Below are 23,690 nucleotides of genomic sequence, written 5' to 3'. Positions count from 1 at the left end.
GTCAAACTAGCAACACTATTAATTGTCATTACAACTTTATTAGAAATTCTCAAACTATAAAGCATAGAGCTTGTACTTCATTCATACAATGTTTTGAAACATGAGGGAAGGGGGGCGCTAAGAACGTGAGGTGGAAAAGAAATGGACAAAGTTAAATCTATTAATCATACCTATTGCAGTTCTAGCGTTCATTGCGTACATTTCAGCAACGAGTGATGCATCCGGTGAGCGATATGATACTGTTTCAGCAGAAGGTAGACTTGAACAAGCTTTAAGTGAAATAGAAGGCGTTGGACAAGTAAAGGTTTATTTTCATTACGATGAAAACCCTTCAAATACGGATGGAACTTTAAGCAACTATTTTCGTTCAAGTAACAATACCACTACTGTATCAGGATTGCTCATTGTTTCAGAAGGTGCGAAGGATCCAAAAGTCCAAAGGCAACTTCTTGAAACGATCAGTAAAGTTATGCAAATGCCTACCCACAGAATTATGATTGTACCGATGGAAAGTAAAGGAGATGAACAATGAAAGTAAAAAGAAGAACTGTTTGGCTATTAACATTATTAAGTTTAGCTGCTGTCATTTCAGTGTATTATGTATTTGAACCAAATCGTAATGTGGATTTAATGACAATTTTTACGGATGATACCCTTGAAGAAACAACTTTAACAAATGCAGATGAAAAATTAACAACGCCTACAGTATCTGAAAGCCATTTATTTGAAGATTTAAGAATGGAAATTGCCAATGAACGTAGCCAATTAAGAGAGCAATTAGAACAAAAAATTGCTTCAAGTGAATATTCTGCAGAGGAAAAAAATGAAGCATATAATCAAATGAATGAGTTAATTAAGAGAGAATCTGCTGAGGCTATGCTTGAAATGTTAATTGAAAACCTTGGCTATTCTGATGCATTAGTACATGTAAAAGATGATAAAGTACAAGTGACAGTATTATCCGATGAAATTTCGAAAGCTCAAGCGAGTGAAATTATCTATGTTGTCCGTCAACAAATTGATGATATTCAAGATGTGACAGTAAGTGTTCAATCTAATTATTATTGAGATATAATTTTGATTGGAGAAACGATGTTGTATAACAGAAGGTGAACAGTGCTTCGTTTACGTAACGAAAGCACTGTTTTTGTGTAAAAAAGAAAACCCCCTGCTAGGCAGGGGGTTCCGTATAGCTTACAGCGAGGTATTAAAAAAGATCCCACTTGATGCTAAAATAAATTTCGGTTCGCCAACCAAATTTTAGTACCAAGGAGGGACCTATTATGTCTTCTGACACAAATAGTTTAGCACATACCAAGTGGAATTGTAAGTATCACATTGTATTTGCACCAAAATATAGAAGACAGATAATTTATGGAAAGATAAAGAAAGATATTGGACAAATATTAAGACAACTATGTGAAAGAAAAGGCGTAGAAATAATTGAAGCTACCGCATGCAAAGACCACATACATATGTTGGTCAGTATCCCACCAAAATTAAGTGTTTCATCATTCGTGGGATATTTAAAAGGAAAAAGTAGTTTGATGATATTCGATCGACATGCCCATTTAAAGTATCGATATGGAAACAGAAAATTTTGGTGTAGAGGATTTTATGTGGATACGGTAGGTAGAAATAAAAAGGTAATTGAAGAATATATTCGAAATCAAATACAAGATGATATCATTGCAGATCAACTCAGTATGGAAGAATTCATCGATCCATTTACAGGTGAAGAGATAAAGCGAAAACCTAGGAAAAAATAAAAGAGACCCTTTAAGGGTCAGCTGGAAAAGTAGTGCAGTTGGCGAACCATTCGATGCCCCTTTAGGGGTTGGCCAGTAATAAAGGCTTCTAGCCGCAGAACAAACCACCCGTTCACACGGGTGGTTTTGATTTGCTCATTTTATAGAAAATTAAAAAATATTGTTTCAAAATCTGTTGAAAGGATATAAAATGATTATTGTATTGAATAAAAAGAAGGGGTGTCTACATTGTTTAAAGTACAAGAACTTCGTGAGATTATTAAACTAGTTGATTCATCATCTCTTGACGAATTCTTATATGAAGTAGATGGTGCAAAAATTAAATTAAAGAAAAATCAAGGTGTTGTAACAGAAGTGGTAGCACCTAAGGTACAAACTGTTGTACAACAAGCTCAACCACAAGTACAAGCACAACCAAAAGAAGAAGTAAAAGTTGAAGAAGTAAAACCACAAGCTGAAAGCGCAGCACCTGCAGCAAGTACTTCTGAAGCAAAACCTGTAAATTTAGATGATCCTACATTACATAAAATCACTTCACCGATGGTAGGAACATTCTATGCAGCACCATCACCTGATTCACCTCCTTACGTTAAAGTAGGGGATAAAGTGGAACCTGATACAATTGTATGTATCGTTGAAGCAATGAAATTATTTAACGAAATCGAAGCAGAAGTTAAAGGTGAAATTGTTGAAGTACTAGTGAAAAATGAACAGCTAGTAGAATTCGGTCAACCACTATTCCTAGTGAAACCTACTGAATAAGAGGTGACCAAAATGTTAAAAAAAGTATTAATTGCCAACCGCGGAGAAATTGCGGTTCGTATTATTCGTGCTTGTAAAGAATTAGGAATTCAAACGGTTGCAGTATATTCTGAAGCGGATCGTGATAGCTTACATGTAAAACTTGCTGATGAAGCATATTGCATCGGTCCAAAACTATCAAAAGATTCCTATTTAAGTTTTCCAGCCGTGTTAAGCGTTGCAGAGAAAACGGGTGCCGATGGGATACATCCAGGTTATGGATTCCTAGCAGAAAATGCAGATTTTGCTGAAGCATGTGAAAATGCTGGCATTAAATTCATTGGTCCTTCTTCCAAATCCATTCGCATCATGGGGATGAAAGACGTTGCCCGTGCGACAATGGAAGAAGCAGGAGTACCTTTAGTACCTGGTACAGGCATTGTTCCTGATATTGAAACAGGTAAAAAATGGGCAGCTGAAATTGGCTATCCAGTCATTATTAAAGCGACTGCTGGTGGCGGTGGTAAAGGAATCCGAGTTGCTCGTACAGAAGAAGAGTTAGTAAAAGGTATTGAAATTACTCAAAAAGAAGCTCAAGCAGCATTCGGTAATCCTGGTGTATATTTAGAAAAATACATCGAATTCTTCCGTCACTGTGAAATCCAAGTATTAGCAGATGCATATGGAAATGTGATCCATCTTGGCGAACGTGACTGTACAGTACAACGACGCATGCAAAAATTAGTTGAGGAAGCACCATCTCCTGCATTATCTCCAGAAAGACGTGCAGAGATGGGGGAAGCTGCTGTAAAGGCAGCAAAAGCTTGTGGCTATGAAGGTGCTGGTACAATCGAATTTATTTATGATTATAATGAGGACAAGTTCTACTTCATGGAAATGAATACTCGTATTCAAGTAGAACACCCTGTAACAGAAATGGTTACTGGCGTCGATTTAGTTCAGCAACAGCTCAAAATCGCTTCCGGCGAAAAATTAACATTGACACAAGAAGATATTCAATTAAAAGGCTGGGCTATTGAGTGCCGCATCAATGCGGAAAATGCATACAAAAACTTCATGCCAGCTGCTGGTACAGTTGAAACATATATTACACCTGGTGGTCCTGGAGTACGGATTGACTCTGCAGTATATCCTGGATACACAATTCCGCCATACTACGATTCAATGGTTGCAAAATTAATTGTACATGCGGATACACGCGAAGAAGCAATCGCTCGTATGAATCGTGCATTGAGCGAATTTGTTGTTGAAGGGCCTGGTATTCATACAACGATACCATTCCACCATGCTTTAATGAACAACGAAGTGTTTAAATCAGGGAAATTCAATACAAAATTCCTTGAAGAAAATGATGTATTAAATACAAAAAAAGAAACTGTGAAAAACTAACTGAACTTACGGAGCCTTCAATTTGAAGGCTCTTTTTTTATTTAATAACCACTTTCTCAGAAGCGTGTTTTATGCTTTTTCCTTAACAAAGCGCTATACTAAGTTTAACGAGAAAGGGAGTGAAATAATGTTACCGAAATTATCAGTCCTTGATTTAGCACCTGTATTAGAAGGTGAAACTCCAGCGGATGCTTTTCTTCATAGTCGCGCATTAATTCAACTTGCAGAAAAATGTGGCTATCATCGATATTGGGTAGCTGAGCATCATAATATGGAAGGAATTGCAAGTTCAGCAACTGCTGTTCTCATTTGTTATTTAGCAGGAGCAACGAATAAAATTCGTGTAGGGGCAGGAGGAATCATGCTTCCAAACCACGCACCGCTCGTCATTGCTGAACAGTTTGGAACATTAGAGTCCATGTTTCCGGGAAGAATCGATTTAGGACTAGGGCGAGCACCTGGAACGGATATGTTAACGGCGAGAGCGTTAAGAAGAGATGAGGCAGGAGCATATCAATTTGATGAATTAGTGGATGAATTGATGAGCTATTTTGATGATGAACACCGTGCGGTTATTGCAGTGCCTGGAAAAGGCTTAAATATTCCGATATGGCTTTTAGGGTCCAGTTTATATAGCGCAAGACTCGCAGGCGTTTTAGGATTACCTTTTGCTTTTGCAAGTCACTTTGCTCCGGATTTATTAGACGATGCAATCGATACATATCACCGGAATTTTAGACCTTCACAATTTTTAGATGCTCCTTATACGATGGTCAGCATTAATGCTTTTGTTGCTGATACTGATGAAGAAGGAGAATTTTTAGCAAGCTCATTATACCAACAATTTTTAGGGATGATTCGAGGAAAGCGTGGAAAAACACCTGCACCTACAAACATGGATGAATTATGGAACGAAGAAGAGAAAAAGCAAATTTTACACACATTAAAGTATACTTTTGCGGGATCCAAAGAAACTGTTTATAAACAAATCATGGAATTTATTGCTCAGAGAAGAGCAGTCGATGAAATCATGGTAAATGGTCCGATTTACGATCAAGAGAAAAGAAGAAGATCCTTTGAATTGCTTGCACAAAGTTTCAAAGAACAGGCTTAGAATATTTCGTGAAATTCTTTGTTTTAGTACAGGGGATGAAGAAAATTTTGTATAATAATAATTAATCGGTGCAATTTGAGAACTGTGATAAACAGTTTTGCAAAGAAAAGAGAGGATGAAGAAGATGGCTGAAAAGTCTGCAAAAGCATTTATACAACCTGCTCCTTCCGGCAAAGAAGAACTTGGGAAAATTGAGGTTGCCCCAGAAGTCATTGAAGTGATTGCGGGGATTGCAACGAATGAAGTAGAAGGTGTTGCATCTACTCGCGGTAATTTTGCATCTGGAGTCGCTGAACGATTTGGGAAAAAAGTACATTCAAAAGGGGTTAAAGCAACAATCAGCGAAGATGGTGAAATACTGATTGACGTATATTGTTCAATAAAATACGGAAATTCAATTCCTAAAGTAGCTAAAGACATTCAAACAGCCATTCGCCAAGCCATTTATAACATGACATCCATTGAGACGAGCGAAGTAAATGTTCACATTACCGCAATTCAATTTGAAACGAATGCCGAAGAGGAGATTTCCATTTAGAATTATATAAACATTTATTAACATCAAATGGATGACTGTCAAAGTTGTCCTTTGATGTTTTTTATTTAACAATTTTTCTGAAATGTGTTATCGAAATTCATGGAAATCAAAGGATTTTTACTATCCATCAAGAATAAATTATTCAATGGGTGGAATGTGGAAGGAGTGAAGGATGTGGAACAATATATTTTATCTCTAGATCAAGGAACGACTAGTACACGAGCAATTTTGTTCAATAAACATGGAGAAGTTGTTCATATTGCTCAAAAAGAATTCAATCAATATTTTCCTAAACCAGGCTGGGTCGAACACGATGCGAATGAAATATGGAGTTCGGTTTTATCGGTAATTGCGTCAGTTTTATCTGAAAAAAATATACAACCAGAGCAAATTGCGTCAATTGGCATTACAAATCAACGGGAAACGACGGTTGTTTGGGATAAAAACAGCGGGAATCCGGTCTATAATGCCATTGTATGGCAATCAAGACAAACTGCAGAAATTTGCGACGAGTTGAATGAAAAAGGCTATAACGAATTATTTCGAAATAAAACAGGATTATTAATTGACCCTTACTTTTCAGGAACGAAAGTGAAATGGATTTTAGATCATGTGGAAGGGACAAGAGAAAAAGCTGAAAAAGGAGACTTACTATTCGGGACAATTGATACGTGGATTATCTGGAAATTAACAGAAGGATCTGTACATGTGACGGATTATTCCAATGCTTCTAGAACTTTAATGTATAACATTTATGATTTAAAATGGGATGAAGAGTTGCTCGAAATATTAAACGTGCCTCGTACAATGCTGCCGGAAGTTCGTCCATCTTCAGAAGTTTATGGATATGTTTCAAAAAAGAACTTTTTTGGAGTTGAGGTACCGATTAGTGGCATAGCTGGTGACCAACAAGCAGCTTTATTCGGTCAAGCATGTTTCACTCCAGGTATGGTGAAAAATACATACGGTACCGGCTGCTTTATGTTGATGAATACCGGTGAAAAAGCTGTACAATCAAAACATGGACTACTTACAACAATCGCTTGGGGAATCGATGGAAGAGTGGAATATGCATTAGAAGGTAGCATTTTTGTAGCTGGTTCTGCCATCCAGTGGTTAAGGGATGGACTTCGCATGTTTCAACATTCCAGTGAAAGCGAACGTTATGCAGAAAGAGTTGATTCAACAGAAGGGGTTTACGTAGTACCTGCTTTTGTTGGGCTTGGAACACCATATTGGGATAGCGATGTAAGAGGCGCTATATTCGGTTTAACGCGAGGAACGACGAAGGAGCATTTCATTCGAGCAACCTTGGAATCATTAGCCTATCAAACGAAAGATGTGTGTAGTGCGATGGAATCGGATTCAGAAATTCCATTAAAGTCTTTACGGGTAGATGGGGGCGTTGTGAAAAACAATTTATTGATGCAGTTTCAATCCGATTTATTAAACGTACCGGTTGAGCGTCCTTCTGTGAATGAAACAACGGCGTTGGGTGCTGCTTATCTTGCTGGAATGGCAGTTGGTTTTTGGAAAAATCAAGATGAGATTGCACAATATTGGAATCTTGAAAGAAGATTTGAACCAAATATGAGTTCAGAAAAAAGAGAGAAACTGTATCAAGGTTGGAAAAAGGCTGTCAATGCGGCAAGATATTTCAAATAAAAGATGGTAAAAGAATATCTCTCCTCCAAACGTTTAAATTAACGAAGTATAAGTGAGAAAGGAGAGAGAGAAAATGAAAAAGCCAATCCACGAAAAATTATCCGAGAAAAACAACAAATTAACAAAAGCGCAAGAAGTTCATTACAAGAAAGATTTTAAGCAGGCGAAAGAAACAGAAAAAAACATCAACAACAAAATGAATATGTAAAGAATTTTAAAGCTCCATTAGTCGAATTGCTGATGGAGCTTTTTACATTTCATGTACGCCATAAAAATTTTTTATTTCTTTAACATGAAAAAGTAATGTTATAATAGAAATTGTTGTATTTTTATCAAATTGTGATTTGCTAATGTATTTTTTGCAAACAATAGTTATAATAGGTACGAATGTTAGAAATGAAGGAGTTAAATTATGAAACGGCACGAGATTCGTGAAAAAGCGTTACAAGTTTTATTTCAGTTAGAAAATACCGATTTAACGCTAGAAGAGGCAATTAGTCATATTATAGAAGACAATGAAATGAATCCTTTTTTTAAAACGTTAGTATATGGTGTAACTAAAAAACTACAAGAAATTGATCATCAACTTGAAGAAAAATTAGAGAATTGGTCGTTATATCGTTTGCCTAAAATAGAACGAACTATTTTGCGATTAGCCTTATATGAATTACTTTATATGGATGAGACACCTTCAGCAGTCGTGTTGGATGAAGCAATCGAATTAGCAAAAACTTTTGGAGATGACAAATCTAGCAAATTTGTCAATGGAGTACTTTCTAAGTTTGTTGAACAGTAAGAACATTCATTTTTAAAAGTTCCATGAAATTAGAGAAAGCACTGGGAGGAAGAATCATGGCTCAAATTATTGATGGAAAAGCAATAGGGCAACAAATCCGCGAGTCAATTGCAGAAAAAGTGAAAGAATTAAAGGAAATGGGAGTAACACCAGGTTTAGCTGTTATTTTAGTAGGTGAAGATCCAGCATCTCAAACGTATGTACGAAATAAGCATCGTTCATGTGAAGCGATTGGCATTTATTCAGAAGTGATTAAATTACCTGAAAATACAAGTGAAGAAGAGTTATTAGAGCAAATTCACACGTTAAATGAACGAAAAGAGATTCATGGTATTTTAGTACAATTGCCATTGCCAAAACACATTAATGAAGATAAGGTGATCGCCGCAATTTCACCAGATAAAGATGTCGATGGTTTTTCACCAGTTAGCGTTGGTAAAATGATGTTGGGGCAAGATACATTCTTACCATGTACTCCATTTGGCGTTATGAAATTATTAGAGTACTCTGGCATCGAAATCGCAGGAAAACATGCAGTTGTAGTGGGTCGTAGCCATATCGTTGGTAAACCAATGGGCCAACTGTTACTGCAAAAAGATGCAACAGTTACATATACCCATTCAAAAACTAAAGACTTACCTTCTATTACGAAGCAAGCGGATATTTTAATTGCCGCTGTAGGCCGTCCGAATTTCATTACGCGTGAACATGTTAAAGAAGGTGCTGTCGTTATAGACGTAGGTATCAACCGAGTTGAAAACAACAAGTTAGTTGGCGATGTAAACTATGAAGAAGTGGAACCAATCTCTTCATATATTACCCCTGTACCAGGTGGAGTGGGGCCAATGACGATTACGATGTTGCTGTATAATACAGTTAAATCGGCAGAAAAAACATTAGGCGACAAATAACGATAAAAATTGTACAATGAAAGAGAAAGCTGTTTTTCTTGGAAAACAGCTTTTCTAATGGTTACAATTTTTGTACTATAACAGGCTTGCAAAAGGGGAGTTACACACGATGCCATCTTCTTATTTAACAGTGAAAGCTTTAACAAAATATATTAAAAGAAAATTTGATGCGGATCCACACTTACGAGAAGTTTATGTGAAAGGTGAACTATCCAACGTAAAAATACATACTTCTGGGCATATTTATTTCACTTTAAAAGATGATGCCGCTCGAATTAATGCACTGATGTTCCGGACACATGCAAGCCAATTAAAATTCAAACCTGAAGATGGCATGCAAGTTTTTATACGTGGAGATGTTAATGTTTACGAAGCTCAAGGTTCATATCAATTATATGTACTATCGATGGAACCGGATGGTATCGGAAGTCTTTTTATCGCTTTTAATCAATTAAAAGAAAAATTACATAAAGAAGGATTATTTAATCCAAACTTTAAACAACCAATTCCAAAATTTCCAAAAGTAATCGGTGTATGTACAGCAACAACAGGTGCAGCAATTCGCGATATTTGCACAACCATTAATAGAAGATATCCACTTGCAGAAATAATCATCTATCCTACCCTTGTCCAAGGAAATGGTGCGGCACAATCTATAGCGAAAAATATTCAATTGGCGAACGAACAAGGATTTGCTGACGTACTGATTGTAGGTCGAGGGGGAGGATCCATTGAAGATTTATGGGCCTTTAACGAGGAAATTGTTGCAAGAGCGATTTTTGAGAGTCGTATACCAATTATTAGTGCAGTGGGTCATGAAACAGATACGACGATTGCAGATTTCGTTGCAGATCTCCGTGCACCAACACCGACTGCCGCTGCAGAGCTAGCTGTACCGAACATTCAGGAACTATATCAACGAATATTAGCTTTTCAATCCCAAATGCATCAAATCGTAAGAAGCAAGTTGATTTATGAAAGAAATCGTCTTAATAAATTGCAACAATCGTATCCTTTATCTCAACCTGAACGGTTGTATCGGCCTTTTACAGAAAGATTGATTCAAGCGGATATAAATTTACAACGAGCCAGTCAAATGTTCCTGATGAAAAAGAAAAATGAATTATCTCAACTCGATGGTACGTTAAAAATTCATTCACCACAAAATGCAATTGTCTATTATAAGAAACAATTAGAACAAATTTCGTACTTGTTGACAAGAACTGCTTTTCAAGCGTTAAATCGAAAAAAAGAGAATTTCCATTACACGATTCGCACCCTTCAAGCATTAAATCCTTTGACAATTATGGAAAGAGGATTTAGCGTTACATATAAAGATGAAAAGGTCGTTAAATCGATCTCTCAATTAGAAAAACAAGATGACCTTTCGATCCATCTTCAGGATGGAATCGTGCATGCAAAGGTAATAGAAATTCAAGAAAAAGTTGGTGAAAAAGATGACTAAACAAACATTTGCCGATGCAATGACGGAATTAGAGGAGATTGTTCGTAAATTAGAACAGGGAGATGTTCCACTAGAAGAAGCCATTGACTTATATAAAAAGGGTATGGAGTTGTCAAAATACTGCCACGAAAAGCTAAGAAATGCTGAAGAACAATTGATTTCAATTGTCAATGAAAATGGCGAGAAGAAGCCTTTCGAACCAACAAATGGAGAGGAATAATACAATGAATAATCGTTTAAAGCTATTTATAAATGAACATCTTGACTATATTAACCGTGAACTTGAATACCAAGTGGAACGATTAGTTGCACCGCATACATTAAAAGAATCTATGTTATACTCGTTAAGGGCAGGAGGAAAAAGAATTCGTCCATTGTTTGTCGTTGCCGTTTCCGAAATGTTTAACTATAAACAAAAAGAAGTTTATACTGTTGGTGCTGCGGTTGAAATGATTCATACATATTCCCTCATCCATGATGATCTACCTAGTATGGATAACGATGATTTAAGACGCGGTAAACCGACGAATCATGTTGTATTCGGAGAGGCGATGGCTACCCTTGCCGGAGATGCTTTAAATACATTGGCTTTTGGTGTTTTAGCGCGAATGGAAAATATTTCTGCTGATAAAAAGGTTGAATTAATCAACTTATTAAGTGTTGCTAGCGGTGCGGAAGGCATGGTTGGGGGACAAGTTCTAGATTTAGATGGTGAAAACCGTCAATTGAATTTATCGGAACTGGAACAAGTCCATTTAAATAAGACAGGAGCAATTCTTCGTTTTAGCATTGAAGCGGGTGCAGTATTATCCGATGCAACAATGGAAGCTCGAAAAGCGTTAATAGAATATGCACGACATATTGGCCTCGCATTTCAAATACAAGATGATATTTTAGATGTGGAAGGCACATCAGAACAGTTAGGAAAGACAGCTGGAAAGGACGAAGAGAGCAATAAAAGTACTTATCCTGCACTACTCACACTGGATGGTGCAAAACAAAAATTAAATGAACATTATCAATACGCTCTGAACGCGTTGGATAATTTATCGGAAGACACGACATTATTAAGAGAATTTGCGAACTATATCATATCCAGAAATAATTAATAGATAAAATAAATCGCTTTTGCCATTGATATTAGCTTGATATAATGGTTAAAACTTCGATGTGAATAAACTGATGAAAAGGTGTGTGAGAGATGGATTTAACGACAATTACTGGTCCATCCTTTTTAAAAAAGTTAAATAAGCAACAATTAGAGGAACTTGCTCAAGACATTCGAGATTTTCTAATAGAAAAATGCTCAATTACAGGTGGACATATCGGACCAAATTTAGGGGTAGTTGAATTAACTATTGCATTGCATAGAGCCTTTAATAGCCCTTTTGACAAGTTTCTATGGGATGTAGGTCACCAAGCATACGTACACAAAATCTTGACAGGACGAGCAAGAGAATTTGACACATTACGTCAATATAAAGGGTTAAGTGGTTTTCCAAAACGAGCAGAAAGCAAGCACGATGAATGGGAAACGGGTCACAGTTCAACTTCATTATCAGCAGCAATGGGAATGGCCGTTGCGAGAGATATAAAGAAGGAAAACAATTATATTGTTCCGATTATTGGCGATGGGGCTTTAACTGGTGGAATGGCACTAGAAGCATTGAATCATATTGGGCACGATCGAAGAAGAATGATTGTCATTTTAAATGACAACGAAATGTCCATCGCGCCAAATGTCGGTGCATTGCACAATATTTTAGGCCGATTAAGAACTGCTAAGGAATATTCTAAGGCGAAAGAAGAATTAGAATCTTTGATGAAGCGAGTGCCTGTATTTGGTGGAAAACTTGCTCATGCGGCTGATCGTGTGAAGGACAGTTTAAAGTATCTTGTTGTTTCCGGAGTGTTTTTTGAGGAAATGGGCTTTAAATATTTAGGTCCGATTGACGGCCACGATTTCGATGCTTTAGAAAAAACGTTAGAATATGCCAAAAAAGTAGAAGATCGACCGGTTCTTGTTCATGTAGTGACAAAAAAAGGAAAAGGATATAAGCCGGCTGAGGAAGATAAAGTTGGTACTTGGCACGGTACAGGACCTTATAAAATTGAAACAGGAGCCTTCGTCAAAAATAATGCCAAAGGCCCTTCTTGGTCTAGTTTAGTTTCGGAAACCGTTCGAAAATTAATGAAAGAAGATAAACGTATTGTAGCGATCACACCTGCAATGCCAGTAGGTTCGAAAATGGAAGGTATTCAAAAAGATTTTCCAGATCGATTCTTCGATGTTGGAATTGCAGAACAGCATGCAACGACAATGGCTGCGGGATTAGCGACACAAAATATGAAGCCATTTTTAGCAATTTACTCGACATTTTTACAGCGAGCATATGATCAAGTACTGCATGATATCGCTCGCCAAAATTTAAATGTTTTCATTGGCATTGATCGTGCGGGACTTGTCGGTGCAGATGGCGATACCCATCAAGGTGTTTTTGATATTGCCTTTTTACGCCATATCCCAAATATCGTAATCATGATGCCGAAAGATGAAAACGAAGGGCAACATATGGTCAAAACTGCTATTGAATATAATGAAGGACCAATCGCTCTCCGTTATCCCCGCGGCAATGGGGTAGGCGTTCCCCTTGATGAGGAGCTAAAAACGATTCCAATTGGTTCTTGGGAAGTGCTGAGAGAAGGTCGAGATGCAGCCATTTTAACGTTCGGTACGACTATTTCGATGGCTTTAGAAGCTGCAGATGAGCTAGCTAGTCGTAATATACATGTGAAAGTAGTGAATGCTCGATTTATCAAACCACTTGATGACAACATGCTTCATGACATCATGGGGAAAAATATGCCGATATTAACGATTGAAGAAGGCGTATTAAAAGGTGGATTTGGCAGTGCCATTTTAGAGTTTGCCAGCGATAATAAATACAACCAAGTTGAAATAGAACGAATGGGGATTCCAGATCGTTTTGTGGACCATGGCAGTGTCGATTTATTATTGGAAGAATTGCACATTACAAAAGAAGAAACAATTGCTCGCATTGAATCCTTAATTAAAAAATCGTTAGGTAAAAATACCGTATGACGAAATCTCCGAAAGAACGGGTAGATGTTCTTCTCGTACAGAGGGGATTATGTGAAACCCGGGAAAAAGCAAAAAGAGCAATCATGGCGGGCATTGTTTTTTCAAAAGAAGTGCGAATTGATAAGCCGGGAGAAAAAATCTCGAATGATGCGCCGTTGGAAGTAAAAGGTGAACAATTAAAATACGTCAGTCGCGGCGGTTTAAAATTAGAAAAAGCTTTACAAGAATTCGATTTGTCCGTGGAAGGAAAATTAATGCTAGATATTGGTTCATCTACTGGGGGATTTACTGATTGTGCTCTTCAGAACGGCGCTAAACATTGTTATGCCTTAGATGTAGGATCCAACCAATTAGCTTGGAAATTAAGAACAGATGAACGCGTCACGGTAATGGAAAAAACAAATTTTCGCTATTCAAAGCCGGAAGATTTTACAAAGGGATTACCAGATTTTGCGACGATTGATGTTTCCTTTATTTCTTTATCGCTTATTTTACCAGTCTTGCACAACATTTTACTTCCGAACGGTGATGTAGTGGCACTTGTTAAACCACAATTTGAAGCTGGTAAAGAAAAAGTGGGGAAAAAGGGCATTGTTCGTGATCCCAAAACCCATTTAGAAGTGTTGGAAAACACTGCAAAAATGGCGACAGATGTTGGTTTTGTAGTAAAAAATGCTACCTACTCTCCAATTACGGGAGGGGAAGGGAATATTGAATTTTTATTCCATTTACAAAAAGCATCAGAAGGACAACATGTTTCGGCATTCACTGATTTTCAAAAAGTTGTTGAATTAGCTCACCAAGAATTAAATTAAGTTGTATGCTAGGGAATGGCAATCGTCATTCCCTATTTTTACTTGCTGAATAAGAACTTATAATGATAGTATAAATATACATTTATATACATTAAGAGGTGCTATTTATGAGTAAAGGTCAAAGGCATATGAAAATTCGTGAAATTATTGCTAACAATGAAATTGAAACGCAAGATGAACTAGTTTCTGCTTTAAAAGAAGCAGGTTTTAATGTTACACAAGCAACGGTTTCAAGAGATATTAAGGAATTACATTTAGTGAAAGTACCACTTCCTGATGGGCGATACAAATACAGTTTACCGGCAGATCAACGGTTTAATCCATTGCAAAAATTGCAAAGGGCTTTAACCGATTCTTTTGTCAGCATTGATGGCGTCGCTCATTTTTTAATGTTGAAAACACTTCCAGGAAACGGAAATGCTGTTGCAGTTTTGATTGACCATCTAGAATGGCCGGAAGTATTAGGTACATTATCCGGTGATGATACGATTCTCATCATTGTACGAGATGAAGGGCAGAGGGAAATCATACAGCAACGCATTTTAGATTTAATATAATATGAGGTGGTCAGTTTGCTGAAAGAGCTGAATATACGTAATTTCGCCATAATCGACGAATTAACCGTTTACTTTAATGATGGATTAACCGTTCTAACAGGTGAAACAGGAGCCGGAAAGTCCATCATTATCGATGCTGTTCATTTGTTAGCTGGTGGACGAGCAAGTCAAGAATTTGTGCGACACGGTGCAAAAAAAGCGGAATTAACAGGACTGTTTTTCGTTTCTGACAATCATCCTGTTTTTGAAAAATTATCTGATGCCGGTATAGACCATGAAGAAGGTACCATTATATTACGGAGAGATATTAATGAAAACGGAAAAAGCGTATGTCGAGTTAATGGAAAACTTGTTACATTATCAATTTTACGTGATATCGGCTCCACGTTAGTGGATATTCATGGACAACATGAAAGCCAAGAATTAATGGATGAGAAGTGCCATATCGATTTACTTGATCAATTTGCGGAAAAACAAATCCAGCCAATCAAAGACAAATATCATCGCCTCTATCATGAATATCGTCTATTAAAAAAAGAAGTCGATGCCATCAATATCGATGAACAACAGACAGCTCAACGTATTGATTTGTATCAATTCCAAATTCAAGAGCTAGAAGATGCAAAATTATCAGAAAAAGAAGAAGAGGCTTTACTTGAAGAACGGAAACGATTGCAAAATTTTCATAAGATTTATGAACGAGCCATTCATGCATACGATGCAATTTCTGGAGAATTAAAAGGACTAGATTGTATTGGAGAAGCGATGAGCGCTTTGGAAGATATCGTTTCATTAGATGAGCAATTTCATGATTCCTTTGAAGCTGTATCATCTTCATTCTATGCGTTGCAAGATGCATCATATCAAATCAAAAATATCATTGATGAACTTGAATTTGACCCTGAACGATTAAATGAAATAGAATCACGGCTTGCACAATATCAAATGATGAAACGAAAATATGGAAGTACCATAAAAGAGATTATTACATATTATGAAAAAATTAAAGAAGAACTAAACACACTATTAAATCGAGATGAAGCTATTCAACAAAAAGAACAAGATTTAAGAAAAATGGAATCTGAATTAGACCAATTGTGTGATGAATTAACGAAAGTTCGAAAAAAATGTGCAGGTATATTGAGTGAAGCCATAATGAATGAGCTTCGTGATTTACATATGGAAAAAGCGAAATTTATCGTTCAGTTTGAGCGTTTAAATAATTTCGACATAAATGGGAAAGACTATATATCATTCTATATATCCACCAATGTAGGAGAACCTCCTAAATCTTTGCCAAAAATTGCATCCGGTGGAGAATTATCGAGAATAATGCTTGCATTAAAAACCATTTTTTCATCGAAATCTCAAATTACATCCATCATTTTTGATGAAGTGGATACAGGTGTAAGCGGCCGCGTTGCACAGGCAATTGCTGAAAAAATCGCCAATATTTCATTCAATTCACAAGTATTATGCATTTCTCATTTGCCTCAAGTTGCAGCAATGGCAGATCAGCATTACTTAATATCAAAACAAGTTGAACAAAACCGTACTTTTACGACAGTTCAAGTAATTGAAAATGATACACGAGTAGAAGAAATTAGTCGCATGATGAGTGGAACTGAAATTACAGAATTAACGTTGCAACATGCGCGAGAATTATTGCAATTGGCACTTATAAAGAAAAATGAAATCAAAGAACAATTAAAAAGTTCTACCTCGATGCAATAAGGAGGAGTCATCATTTGATGACTCCTTATATTACAAAATCTACTTTTACTAATTTTGAAAGTACCTAAGCGACAAATATTTACCTCACATTATTAAAAGAACAGTTACACATAGTAATGTTACAAACAATTTGAGGAGGTGGACTATGAAATGCCATTTGCGTAATCTGTTGACTTATCTTGTGCTCACCATCGCACTTGCACTTTTGTCACCTTCAGCAGCAGCCGAAGCAAAAAAGCTAATTCCGATGGGTGAATCGATAGGGATACAGTTAGAATTACCATTTATATATGTAGCTCATGATGTATTATTACCAAATGGACAATGGTTAAAAAAAGGTGATATTATAAAAGAAGTCAACGGAAAGCCAATACAATCCATCGAGATGTTGAAGGAATCCATGACTGATTCGGAAATAAGCCTTACCATTAAACAATCGACCAATCATACAAGAACCATTACGCTAACGAACGATCAAGCAAATAATATACTTCCCTTTCTAAAAGATGAAACGGATGGCATCGGTACATTAACCTTTATTGATCCTGAATCGAAAGAATACGGTGCATTAGGTCATCAAATCATCGACGGTGTATTAAATAAACCACCTGAATTTACAGATGGTTCTATTTTTTTAGCGTCTATTGAGCAAATAAAAAAATCGAGCCCTGGAAATCCTGGTTATAAAATTTCTGTCATTAATCATGACGATATACGTTTAGGAAATATTTCATCCAATGATATATATGGTATTTTTGGTAATTGGGAATTAGATGTAAAAGAAATAATGCGTAAGCCTATTGAGATTATGCATGATGATGAAATTCAATTAGGAAAAGCAGAACTTCTTACAGCTATTGAAGGTTCAAAAGTTGAATCCTTTACAATTGAAATTGTGAAGATTGAAGATAATTATTTACAATTTGAAATAACCGATCAAAATCTTTTATCCAAAACAGGTGGCATATTACAAGGGATGAGCGGAAGTCCCATTTTGCAAAATGGTAAATTTGTTGGTGCTGTAACACATATGTTTGTCGAACAACCAGCTCGGGGTGCAGCTATAACCTTATCAGAGATGTTAAAAAAGAAGCCAAATTAAGCTGAAAAGACTATGCCAACATTTTGGTATAGTCTTTTTTTGATAATCAAATTAAAAACATTGTATGACGAAAAAATGCAATTAGAAATAAATGGTGATTTTTGTCAAAATATACAGAAAGATTACGACTACCTTCTCATTTTTATATTCGATAAAGGTTTTTCCGATAAAATGTCGAAAAGAATAGTGTCAAGTAAACCGAAACTATGACATATAAGTATTAAAAATGCAATATTAGGGAGAAGGCTATAAGGGGGATTTTACATGACGAAAATTAGAGTTGCAATCGCCGATGATAACCGAGATTTAGTGAGAACAATGGAACAATACTTTGAAAATCATCCAGACATTGAAATAGTTGCAACTGCTTCAAACGGTAAATTGTGTCTAAATATGTTAGAAGAATATAACCCAGACATTTTGTTGTTGGACATTATTATGCCCCATTTAGATGGTTTAGGCGTTCTTCAAGAAATGTATAAAAATGATCGTTTTCGCGATACTCAAGTCATTATGTTGACGGCATTTGGACAAGAAGATGTAATGAAACAGGCTGTTACATACGGGGCTTCCTATTTTATGTTAAAGCCTTTTGAGTTTGATCAGCTCGTTCAGAAAATTTTGCATTGCGCAGGCCAAAAGCGTGAAACTGTCAAGAGACAAAGTGTGTTACAGCCTGAACCAAATGGAAAAGTGAATCAGAGACAATTGGATACTACGATTACATCAATTATTAAGGAAATTGGCGTACCTGCGCATATCAAAGGCTATGCATATTTACGTGAAGCTATTCAAATGGTATATCACGATATTGAATTGTTAGGTTCTGTTACAAAAATTTTATATCCGGAAATTGCAAAGAAATTTGGTACAACTCCTTCTCGTGTTGAAAGAGCAATCCGTCATGCCATTGAAGTTGCATGGAACCGTGGAAATTATGAATCCATCTCTCAAATGTTTGGATATACAGTCCATCATTTAAAATCAAAACCTACAAACAGCGAGTTTATTGCCATGATTGCTGATAAAATTCGTATTGAACTAGTGGCTTCATAATCGTATTTTCTGTCATTGTCATATTATTATTAACAATAGCTTTTCCGTCCAATTGTCACCTCTTTATTGAGGTGACTTTTTATTATTTTATCGTATTAATTTTATAAAAGGTATTACACTTTAAATAAAAAAATTATATTATAGTACAAGAGGTGAGCATATGTGCGTATATTTTCCAATGATTATTTTGAGTTAATCGAAGAAAATGGTAAAGTTTATATTCAAAACTATAAAAAGGGTTTTCCAATTAAACAATTCGATGAAATATTAGGCTCTCTTACTCGAATGAAACTGTCAAATTTTTCGAATTTAAAAAAATCTCTACAAGAAGAAGCATCGAATCCTGTCGAAATTGGTTACTGGTTCCCTCCAATGGAAATTGAAGTATCAAAAGATAAGATGACAGCCCATCTTATTGTTTATGAATCAACCATTTTGGAAAATCCAAGTCAATTTCAAAAAGAACTAAATGACATATTGACTCAAAGACAGATTGTCCATGGAATAAAAGAGCTTAATCTAGAATCGATTACTATCGGGAAACCAATTGTAATTGCTGAAGGAACGGAACCAATTAAAGGTGAAGATGCACAGGTTACATACATAAAGATTCCGGAGAGAAAACCTGTCATAAGGGAAGATGGAAAAGCTGATTATTTTGATATGAATTTTATATTTGAAATCAATGAAAATGACTGGTTAGGAGAGAAAATCCCCGCCCAACCTGGTATAAATGGAAAAAATGTTTACGGAGAAGAAATTCCAGCTCCTCCAGGTAAAGATATACCATTAAAGTATGATCGTAAATCTGCATATGAAGTAGAAGAGGATGGAAAAATTGTCATTCGGGCATTAAATAAAGGCGTTGTAGAGGAAAGACAAGGATTATTAATGATTAATAATCATTTGCCAATCGATGGAGATGTTGGGTTAGAGACAGGAAATCTTGAATTTGATGGTTCAATTAGCATTAGTGGAACTGTTCAAAAAGGTTTTAGTGTCATTGCAACGGGTGATATTTCCATTGAGGGTACAGAAGGTGTTACAGGTGCGAAATTAATCCAATCTAGAGAAGGAGATATTTACATAAAAGGTGGTATATTTGGATTAGGTCAAACAACTGTAAAAGCTGGTGGCAACATTTACGTAAAACATGTCAATGAAGCAAATTTATATGCGAAAAAAAATATTGTCATCGGGTTTTATTCTTTAAACTCCTCATTGCAAGCTGATTCGATTTTAGTGGATGAGCGGAAAGGAAAAATTATTGGTGGCAAGGCAATTGCGCGAAACACTATTGTGACCGCTATATCGGGTAACCGGATGGAAAGGCGGACGGAATTAATTATCCAATCAGTGAATCGGCAAGAAGGTTACAAGATTATTCAAGAAAAAGCAGCATTATTAAAGTCGACACAAGAAGAAATGGAGAAATTATCTGAAAAGATAGAGAAACTAGCAGCATTAAAAAATCGGCTAACACCTGCTCAAGCGAAGGTTTATAAAGAAATGAAAGAAGTATTGGAAGATAAGAAGCAGCAAGTAATTGAATTGGACAATGAAATTCAAGAGATGATTGCAGCGATAAAATCCATCGGCAAAGAGGAAATCATTGTTAAAAAAGAAGCGTATCCTGGTACTTATATCCAAATAGGGAAACAATCGTCCTTAATAACGAAGACAACAAAAGGGAAATTTTTACTGGAATTTGGCGAATTAAATATATAAAAAAGCGTTCAGTGGAGGGACTTGTCTCTCATTGAACGCTTTATTTATATAATAATCTATTGTTTAATTTCTTTTGTTTCATCCTTTTTTTGAAACCTTGGAGCCACTCTTCCCCTTTTTCGATCTCGATGCAATAAATAGCCCGCAAAAAATCCAATTCCGATGATGCTAAAGATAAGACCTATAAGAAATTGGAACCATAACCAAGGAAAAGGGGAATTTAATATGCCGTATAGAGTATCGCGCATAAACTTGATACCTGCACCAGCAATTAATGCGGGAATCAATAAAATGATAAAGGCAATTAATCGGGCCATGAAATAACCTCCTTCGCAATTAATTCAATTTTACATCGCCAAGAAATAGTGTCAAGTTTCGACAAAAAATTGCTAATCTTTTGCACATTTTTGTCATAAAAATTATATTAGAATTATAATTTTTAATAGTACAAAAAATCAGAAAATTAGGAAAAGTATATTTTTCAATATTTCTAGTTGATAAATTAAAAAATAAAAAGTATTGTAAAGTAAAATAGTGCAAATTGTAGAAAATTTGTCGCTAATTTTAGAGATTTTACTCCATTATATTTTTAGGGAGGTTTTTTGAATGGAAATCTTTAAGTACATGGAAAAATATGATTATGAACAATTGGTATTTTGTCAGGACAAAAATTCTGGATTAAAAGCGATTATCGCAATCCATGATACAACGCTTGGACCAGCATTAGGTGGCGCTCGCATGTGGCCTTATCAATCTGAAGAAGAAGCCATCGAGGATGCATTGAGACTTGCTAGAGGTATGACGTACAAAAATGCAGTAAGTGGCTTAAATCTTGGCGGTGGTAAAACAGTAATTATTGGTGATCCAGCTAAAGACAAAAACGAAGAAATGTTCCGCGCGTTAGGACGATTTATTCAAAGTTTAAATGGTCGTTATATTACAGCAGAAGATGTTGGTACAACTGTTGAAGATATGGACTTGATTTATGAAGAAACAGATTATGTAACAGGTGTATCACCTTCATTTGGTTCATCTGGTAACCCATCTCCTGTAACCGCTTACGGAGTTTATTTGGGAATGAAAGCAAGTGCTAAAGAAGCATTTGGAGATGATAGCCTAAAAGGCAAAACAATTGCTGTTCAAGGATTAGGTAATGTTGCATATAACTTGTGTAAATACTTGCATGAAGAAGGCGCAAAACTGATTGTCACGGATATTAATGAAAAAGCAATAGAGCGAGCTGTCAATGACTTTGGTGCAGTTGCGGTAAGTCCGAATGAGATTTACAAACAAGATGTTGATATTTTCTCACCATGTGCACTTGGTGCAATCATTAACGATGAAACGATACCGCAATTAAAAGCAAAAGTCATCGCTGGATGTGCAAACAACCAGTTAAAAGAATCTCGCCACGGGCAAATTCTTCATGAAAAAGGAATCATTTATGCACCAGATTATGTAATTAATGCTGGTGGAGTAATTAATGTTGCAGATGAACTTTACGGATATAACAGAGAAAGAGCAATGAAACGAGTAGAAACAATTTATGATTCTTTAACAAAAATTTTTAAAATTTCAAAAGATGAAAACATCCCAACTTATTTAGCTGCTAATCGTTTGGCTGAAGAAAGAATTAACAGTGTACTAAAATCAAGAAAACAATTTTTACAAAAGGAAAAAAACATCTTAAGTAGAAGACAAAAATAATTTCGCTATAGATGAAATTGATTTGGAGGGATGGCTTTGGCTCGAGAATATGATTTAGTCATTATTGGTGGAGGAACTGGGGGATACGTTGCAGCAATAAAAGCAGCGCAATTAGGTTTAAAGACTGCCATCGTTGAAAAAGAAAAATTAGGTGGTACTTGCCTTCATAGAGGGTGCATTCCAACGAAAACATTCTTACGAAGTGCGGAAATGTATCGTGATGCTAGTAATGCAAAAGAATATGGAATCCAAATTTCAAACATTCAATTTAATCTTCAACAATTACAAGAACGAAAAAAAAGTGTAATTGAACAGTTACATCAAGGTATCAAAGGGTTAATGAAAAAAGGAAAAATTGATTGCTATTACGGAACTGCAAGACTTTTAGGACCATCCATATTTTCTCCAATGGCAGGGGGAACGGTATCAGTTGAGATGAATGATGGGTCTGAAAATGAAATGCTGTTGCCTAAAAATATCATCATCGCAACTGGAGCCAAGCCACGTCCATTTAACGGAATTGAATATGATGGGACAATGATTTTAAATTCCGATCAAATATTGGAAATGGAAGAGCTTCCAGCATCCATGATTATAATCGGTGGCGGTGTAATTGGCATTGAATGGGCTTCTTGTTTAAGCGATTTTGGCGTGAAAGTAACAATTTTAGAATATGCAGATCGCATTTTGCCAAATGAAGATATAGCCATATCAAAAGAAATGGAAAAACAGCTTATAAAACGCGGTATTAACATCGTGACGAAAGCCGAAATCTCCCCTTCATCCATCGTAAAAGGTGATAATTCGGTAACAATTAACGCAAACGTGAACGGTGAAGAAAAGAAATTTGAAGCGGAGAAAATGTTAATTTCAATAGGCCGCATTGGAAATATTGAAAATTTAGGGTTGGAAAATACTGAGATTGAAACGGATTCTTCCTTTATCAAAGTAAATGATGTTTACCAAACGAAAGAAAAACATATATACGCTATAGGAGATTGCATTGGTGGTGTTCAGCTTGCCCATGTGGCCTCTCACGAAGGGATTATTGCGGTGGAACATATTGCATCCGGAAAGAAAAAAGCAATTAATTACCGAAACATTCCAAGATGCGTATATTCATTCCCAGAGGTTGCAAGCATTGGGTTAACTGAAGATGAGGCAAAATCGTTAAATTACGATGTGAAAATAGGAACCTTTCCATTTAAGGGAATTGGAAAAGCAGTGGTATATGGTGAAACAGAAGGTTTTGTTAAAGTCATAGCAGATCGAGAAACAGATGATTTACTCGGTGTGCATATGATTGGTCCGCATGTAACGAATTTAATTTCAGAAGCTGCATTAGGATTAACTTTAGATGCAACACCTTGGGAAATCGGCGAAACCATCCATCCGCATCCATCATTAAGCGAAATTTTAAATGAAGCTGCTTTAGCGGTTGATGGAAAAGCGATTCATATATGATGAGAACTGTTTTGT

The 23,690-nt window shown here is 36.1% G+C and carries 24 protein-coding genes; 23 read left to right on the top strand and 1 reads right to left on the bottom strand.

Annotated features, from left to right (window positions below; translation table 11 throughout):
* Positions 1 to 130: 130 nt before the first annotated feature.
* The 21 genes from NST00_RS11050 (at position 131) to NST00_RS10950 (ending at position 20,504) form a co-directional block, all read left to right on the top strand.
* Positions 131 to 532 (top strand): hypothetical protein, encoded by a 402-nt coding sequence (locus tag NST00_RS11050; protein ID WP_016837741.1) that lies wholly within the window; start codon positions 131 to 133, stop codon positions 530 to 532.
* Positions 529 to 1,068 carry a SpoIIIAH-like family protein gene (locus NST00_RS11045; protein ID WP_016837742.1) on the top strand — a complete coding sequence of 180 codons (540 nt, stop codon included), beginning with the start codon at positions 529 to 531 and terminating at the stop codon, positions 1,066 to 1,068. The genes NST00_RS11050 and NST00_RS11045 overlap by 4 nt, the downstream gene beginning before the upstream one ends.
* 215 nt (positions 1,069 to 1,283) lie before the next feature.
* Positions 1,284 to 1,769 carry an IS200/IS605 family transposase gene (tnpA, locus tag NST00_RS11040; protein WP_168412743.1) on the top strand — a complete coding sequence of 162 codons (486 nt, stop codon included), beginning with the start codon at positions 1,284 to 1,286 and terminating at the stop codon, positions 1,767 to 1,769.
* A 228-nt stretch (positions 1,770 to 1,997) separates the two neighbouring features.
* Positions 1,998 to 2,531, top strand: coding sequence for an acetyl-CoA carboxylase biotin carboxyl carrier protein (gene accB, locus NST00_RS11035; RefSeq protein ID WP_016837743.1), 534 nt, complete (start codon positions 1,998 to 2,000; stop codon positions 2,529 to 2,531).
* Positions 2,532 to 2,543: 12 nt separating this feature from the next.
* The gene (accC, locus tag NST00_RS11030) at positions 2,544 to 3,920 is read left to right on the top strand and encodes an acetyl-CoA carboxylase biotin carboxylase subunit (RefSeq protein WP_016837744.1); all 1,377 of its coding nucleotides are present in this window, start codon (positions 2,544 to 2,546) and stop codon (positions 3,918 to 3,920) included.
* A gap of 127 nt (positions 3,921 to 4,047) precedes the next feature.
* Positions 4,048 to 5,034, top strand: a complete 987-nt coding sequence (locus tag NST00_RS11025) for an LLM class flavin-dependent oxidoreductase (RefSeq protein WP_016837745.1) — start codon at positions 4,048 to 4,050, stop codon at positions 5,032 to 5,034.
* 124 nt (positions 5,035 to 5,158) lie between these two features.
* The gene (locus NST00_RS11020) at positions 5,159 to 5,572 is read left to right on the top strand and encodes an Asp23/Gls24 family envelope stress response protein (RefSeq protein WP_016837746.1); all 414 of its coding nucleotides are present in this window, start codon (positions 5,159 to 5,161) and stop codon (positions 5,570 to 5,572) included.
* Between the two features lie 174 nt (positions 5,573 to 5,746).
* On the top strand, positions 5,747 to 7,237 hold the full coding sequence (glpK, locus tag NST00_RS11015; RefSeq protein ID WP_026019025.1) for a glycerol kinase GlpK: 1,491 nt from the start codon (positions 5,747 to 5,749) through the stop codon (positions 7,235 to 7,237).
* Between the two features lie 73 nt (positions 7,238 to 7,310).
* Complete coding sequence (locus NST00_RS11010; protein WP_016837748.1) at positions 7,311 to 7,445, top strand: YfhE family protein; 135 nt, start codon at positions 7,311 to 7,313, stop codon at positions 7,443 to 7,445.
* A gap of 204 nt (positions 7,446 to 7,649) precedes the next feature.
* Positions 7,650 to 8,033 carry a transcription antitermination factor NusB gene (gene nusB, locus NST00_RS11005; RefSeq protein ID WP_016837749.1) on the top strand — a complete coding sequence of 128 codons (384 nt, stop codon included), beginning with the start codon at positions 7,650 to 7,652 and terminating at the stop codon, positions 8,031 to 8,033.
* Positions 8,034 to 8,089: 56 nt separating this feature from the next.
* On the top strand, positions 8,090 to 8,944 hold the full coding sequence (gene folD, locus NST00_RS11000) for a bifunctional methylenetetrahydrofolate dehydrogenase/methenyltetrahydrofolate cyclohydrolase FolD (protein WP_016837750.1): 855 nt from the start codon (positions 8,090 to 8,092) through the stop codon (positions 8,942 to 8,944).
* A gap of 109 nt (positions 8,945 to 9,053) precedes the next feature.
* Positions 9,054 to 10,409 (top strand): exodeoxyribonuclease VII large subunit, encoded by a 1,356-nt coding sequence (xseA, locus tag NST00_RS10995; RefSeq protein ID WP_016837751.1) that lies wholly within the window; start codon positions 9,054 to 9,056, stop codon positions 10,407 to 10,409.
* The gene (locus NST00_RS10990) at positions 10,402 to 10,629 is read left to right on the top strand and encodes an exodeoxyribonuclease VII small subunit (RefSeq protein ID WP_016837752.1); all 228 of its coding nucleotides are present in this window, start codon (positions 10,402 to 10,404) and stop codon (positions 10,627 to 10,629) included. Before xseA ends, NST00_RS10990 begins: the two co-directional genes overlap by 8 nt.
* A 4-nt stretch (positions 10,630 to 10,633) precedes the next feature.
* Positions 10,634 to 11,518 (top strand): polyprenyl synthetase family protein, encoded by an 885-nt coding sequence (locus tag NST00_RS10985; protein WP_016837753.1) that lies wholly within the window; start codon positions 10,634 to 10,636, stop codon positions 11,516 to 11,518.
* 92 nt (positions 11,519 to 11,610) lie between these two features.
* Positions 11,611 to 13,512 (top strand): 1-deoxy-D-xylulose-5-phosphate synthase, encoded by a 1,902-nt coding sequence (gene dxs, locus NST00_RS10980; protein WP_016837754.1) that lies wholly within the window; start codon positions 11,611 to 11,613, stop codon positions 13,510 to 13,512.
* The gene (locus NST00_RS10975) at positions 13,509 to 14,327 is read left to right on the top strand and encodes a TlyA family RNA methyltransferase (protein ID WP_340709965.1); all 819 of its coding nucleotides are present in this window, start codon (positions 13,509 to 13,511) and stop codon (positions 14,325 to 14,327) included. The genes dxs and NST00_RS10975 overlap by 4 nt, the downstream gene beginning before the upstream one ends.
* Before the next feature lie 107 nt (positions 14,328 to 14,434).
* The gene (gene ahrC / locus NST00_RS10970) at positions 14,435 to 14,884 is read left to right on the top strand and encodes a transcriptional regulator AhrC/ArgR (RefSeq protein ID WP_016837756.1); all 450 of its coding nucleotides are present in this window, start codon (positions 14,435 to 14,437) and stop codon (positions 14,882 to 14,884) included.
* 15 nt (positions 14,885 to 14,899) lie between these two features.
* Entirely contained in the window at positions 14,900 to 16,618 is a 1,719-nt protein-coding gene (gene recN / locus NST00_RS10965) for a DNA repair protein RecN (RefSeq protein ID WP_340709964.1), read from the top strand.
* A gap of 145 nt (positions 16,619 to 16,763) precedes the next feature.
* Positions 16,764 to 17,720: a SpoIVB peptidase S55 domain-containing protein gene (locus tag NST00_RS10960; RefSeq protein ID WP_168412230.1), complete on the top strand. Its 957-nt coding sequence runs from the start codon at positions 16,764 to 16,766 to the stop codon at positions 17,718 to 17,720.
* A gap of 264 nt (positions 17,721 to 17,984) precedes the next feature.
* Positions 17,985 to 18,776: a sporulation transcription factor Spo0A gene (gene spo0A, locus NST00_RS10955; RefSeq protein ID WP_016837760.1), complete on the top strand. Its 792-nt coding sequence runs from the start codon at positions 17,985 to 17,987 to the stop codon at positions 18,774 to 18,776.
* A gap of 162 nt (positions 18,777 to 18,938) precedes the next feature.
* Positions 18,939 to 20,504: a FapA family protein gene (locus NST00_RS10950; RefSeq protein ID WP_340709963.1), complete on the top strand. Its 1,566-nt coding sequence runs from the start codon at positions 18,939 to 18,941 to the stop codon at positions 20,502 to 20,504.
* A 56-nt stretch (positions 20,505 to 20,560) separates the two neighbouring features.
* Here NST00_RS10950 and NST00_RS10945 read toward each other — a convergent pair whose 3' ends face one another.
* On the bottom strand, positions 20,561 to 20,821 hold the full coding sequence (locus tag NST00_RS10945) for a DUF2627 domain-containing protein (protein WP_016837762.1): 261 nt from the start codon (positions 20,819 to 20,821) through the stop codon (positions 20,561 to 20,563).
* A gap of 289 nt (positions 20,822 to 21,110) precedes the next feature.
* On the opposite strand from NST00_RS10945, the gene NST00_RS10940 reads away from it, so the two are divergent.
* Complete coding sequence (locus tag NST00_RS10940) at positions 21,111 to 22,211, top strand: Glu/Leu/Phe/Val dehydrogenase dimerization domain-containing protein (RefSeq protein WP_016837763.1); 1,101 nt, start codon at positions 21,111 to 21,113, stop codon at positions 22,209 to 22,211.
* Positions 22,212 to 22,247: 36 nt separating this feature from the next.
* A complete protein-coding gene (gene lpdA, locus NST00_RS10935) occupies positions 22,248 to 23,675 on the top strand; it encodes a dihydrolipoyl dehydrogenase (protein WP_016837764.1) in 1,428 nt (475 codons plus the stop codon).
* Positions 23,676 to 23,690: the final 15 nt, after the last annotated feature.

The organism is Ureibacillus sp. FSL K6-0165, from assembly GCF_038004285.1.
GTDB classification, from domain to species: domain Bacteria; phylum Bacillota; class Bacilli; order Bacillales_A; family Planococcaceae; genus Ureibacillus; species Ureibacillus thermosphaericus.
The sequence above is the reverse complement of the archived record's forward strand: the minus strand, read 5'-3'. Positions and strand labels throughout refer to the sequence as shown.

Excerpts from the sequence above, each read along its gene's own strand:
- NST00_RS11045 (WP_016837742.1), top strand. The coding sequence starts at position 529 with ATGAAAGTAAAAAGAAGAACTGTTTGGCTATTAACATTATTAAGTTTA.
- nusB (WP_016837749.1), top strand. The coding sequence starts at position 7,650 with ATGAAACGGCACGAGATTCGTGAAAAAGCGTTACAAGTTTTATTTCAG.
- NST00_RS10990 (WP_016837752.1), top strand. The coding sequence starts at position 10,402 with ATGACTAAACAAACATTTGCCGATGCAATGACGGAATTAGAGGAGATT.
- tnpA (WP_168412743.1), top strand. The coding sequence starts at position 1,284 with ATGTCTTCTGACACAAATAGTTTAGCACATACCAAGTGGAATTGTAAG.
- NST00_RS10940 (WP_016837763.1), top strand. The coding sequence starts at position 21,111 with ATGGAAATCTTTAAGTACATGGAAAAATATGATTATGAACAATTGGTA.
- ahrC (WP_016837756.1), top strand. The coding sequence starts at position 14,435 with ATGAGTAAAGGTCAAAGGCATATGAAAATTCGTGAAATTATTGCTAAC.
- dxs (WP_016837754.1), top strand. The coding sequence starts at position 11,611 with ATGGATTTAACGACAATTACTGGTCCATCCTTTTTAAAAAAGTTAAAT.
- NST00_RS11025 (WP_016837745.1), top strand. The coding sequence starts at position 4,048 with ATGTTACCGAAATTATCAGTCCTTGATTTAGCACCTGTATTAGAAGGT.
- NST00_RS10975 (WP_340709965.1), top strand. The coding sequence starts at position 13,509 with ATGACGAAATCTCCGAAAGAACGGGTAGATGTTCTTCTCGTACAGAGG.
- xseA (WP_016837751.1), top strand. The coding sequence starts at position 9,054 with ATGCCATCTTCTTATTTAACAGTGAAAGCTTTAACAAAATATATTAAA.
- NST00_RS10985 (WP_016837753.1), top strand. The coding sequence starts at position 10,634 with ATGAATAATCGTTTAAAGCTATTTATAAATGAACATCTTGACTATATT.
- NST00_RS11020 (WP_016837746.1), top strand. The coding sequence starts at position 5,159 with ATGGCTGAAAAGTCTGCAAAAGCATTTATACAACCTGCTCCTTCCGGC.
- spo0A (WP_016837760.1), top strand. The coding sequence starts at position 17,985 with ATGACGAAAATTAGAGTTGCAATCGCCGATGATAACCGAGATTTAGTG.
- NST00_RS10960 (WP_168412230.1), top strand. The coding sequence starts at position 16,764 with ATGAAATGCCATTTGCGTAATCTGTTGACTTATCTTGTGCTCACCATC.
- folD (WP_016837750.1), top strand. The coding sequence starts at position 8,090 with ATGGCTCAAATTATTGATGGAAAAGCAATAGGGCAACAAATCCGCGAG.
- accC (WP_016837744.1), top strand. The coding sequence starts at position 2,544 with ATGTTAAAAAAAGTATTAATTGCCAACCGCGGAGAAATTGCGGTTCGT.
- NST00_RS10945 (WP_016837762.1), bottom strand. The coding sequence starts at position 20,821 with ATGGCCCGATTAATTGCCTTTATCATTTTATTGATTCCCGCATTAATT.
- NST00_RS11010 (WP_016837748.1), top strand. The coding sequence starts at position 7,311 with ATGAAAAAGCCAATCCACGAAAAATTATCCGAGAAAAACAACAAATTA.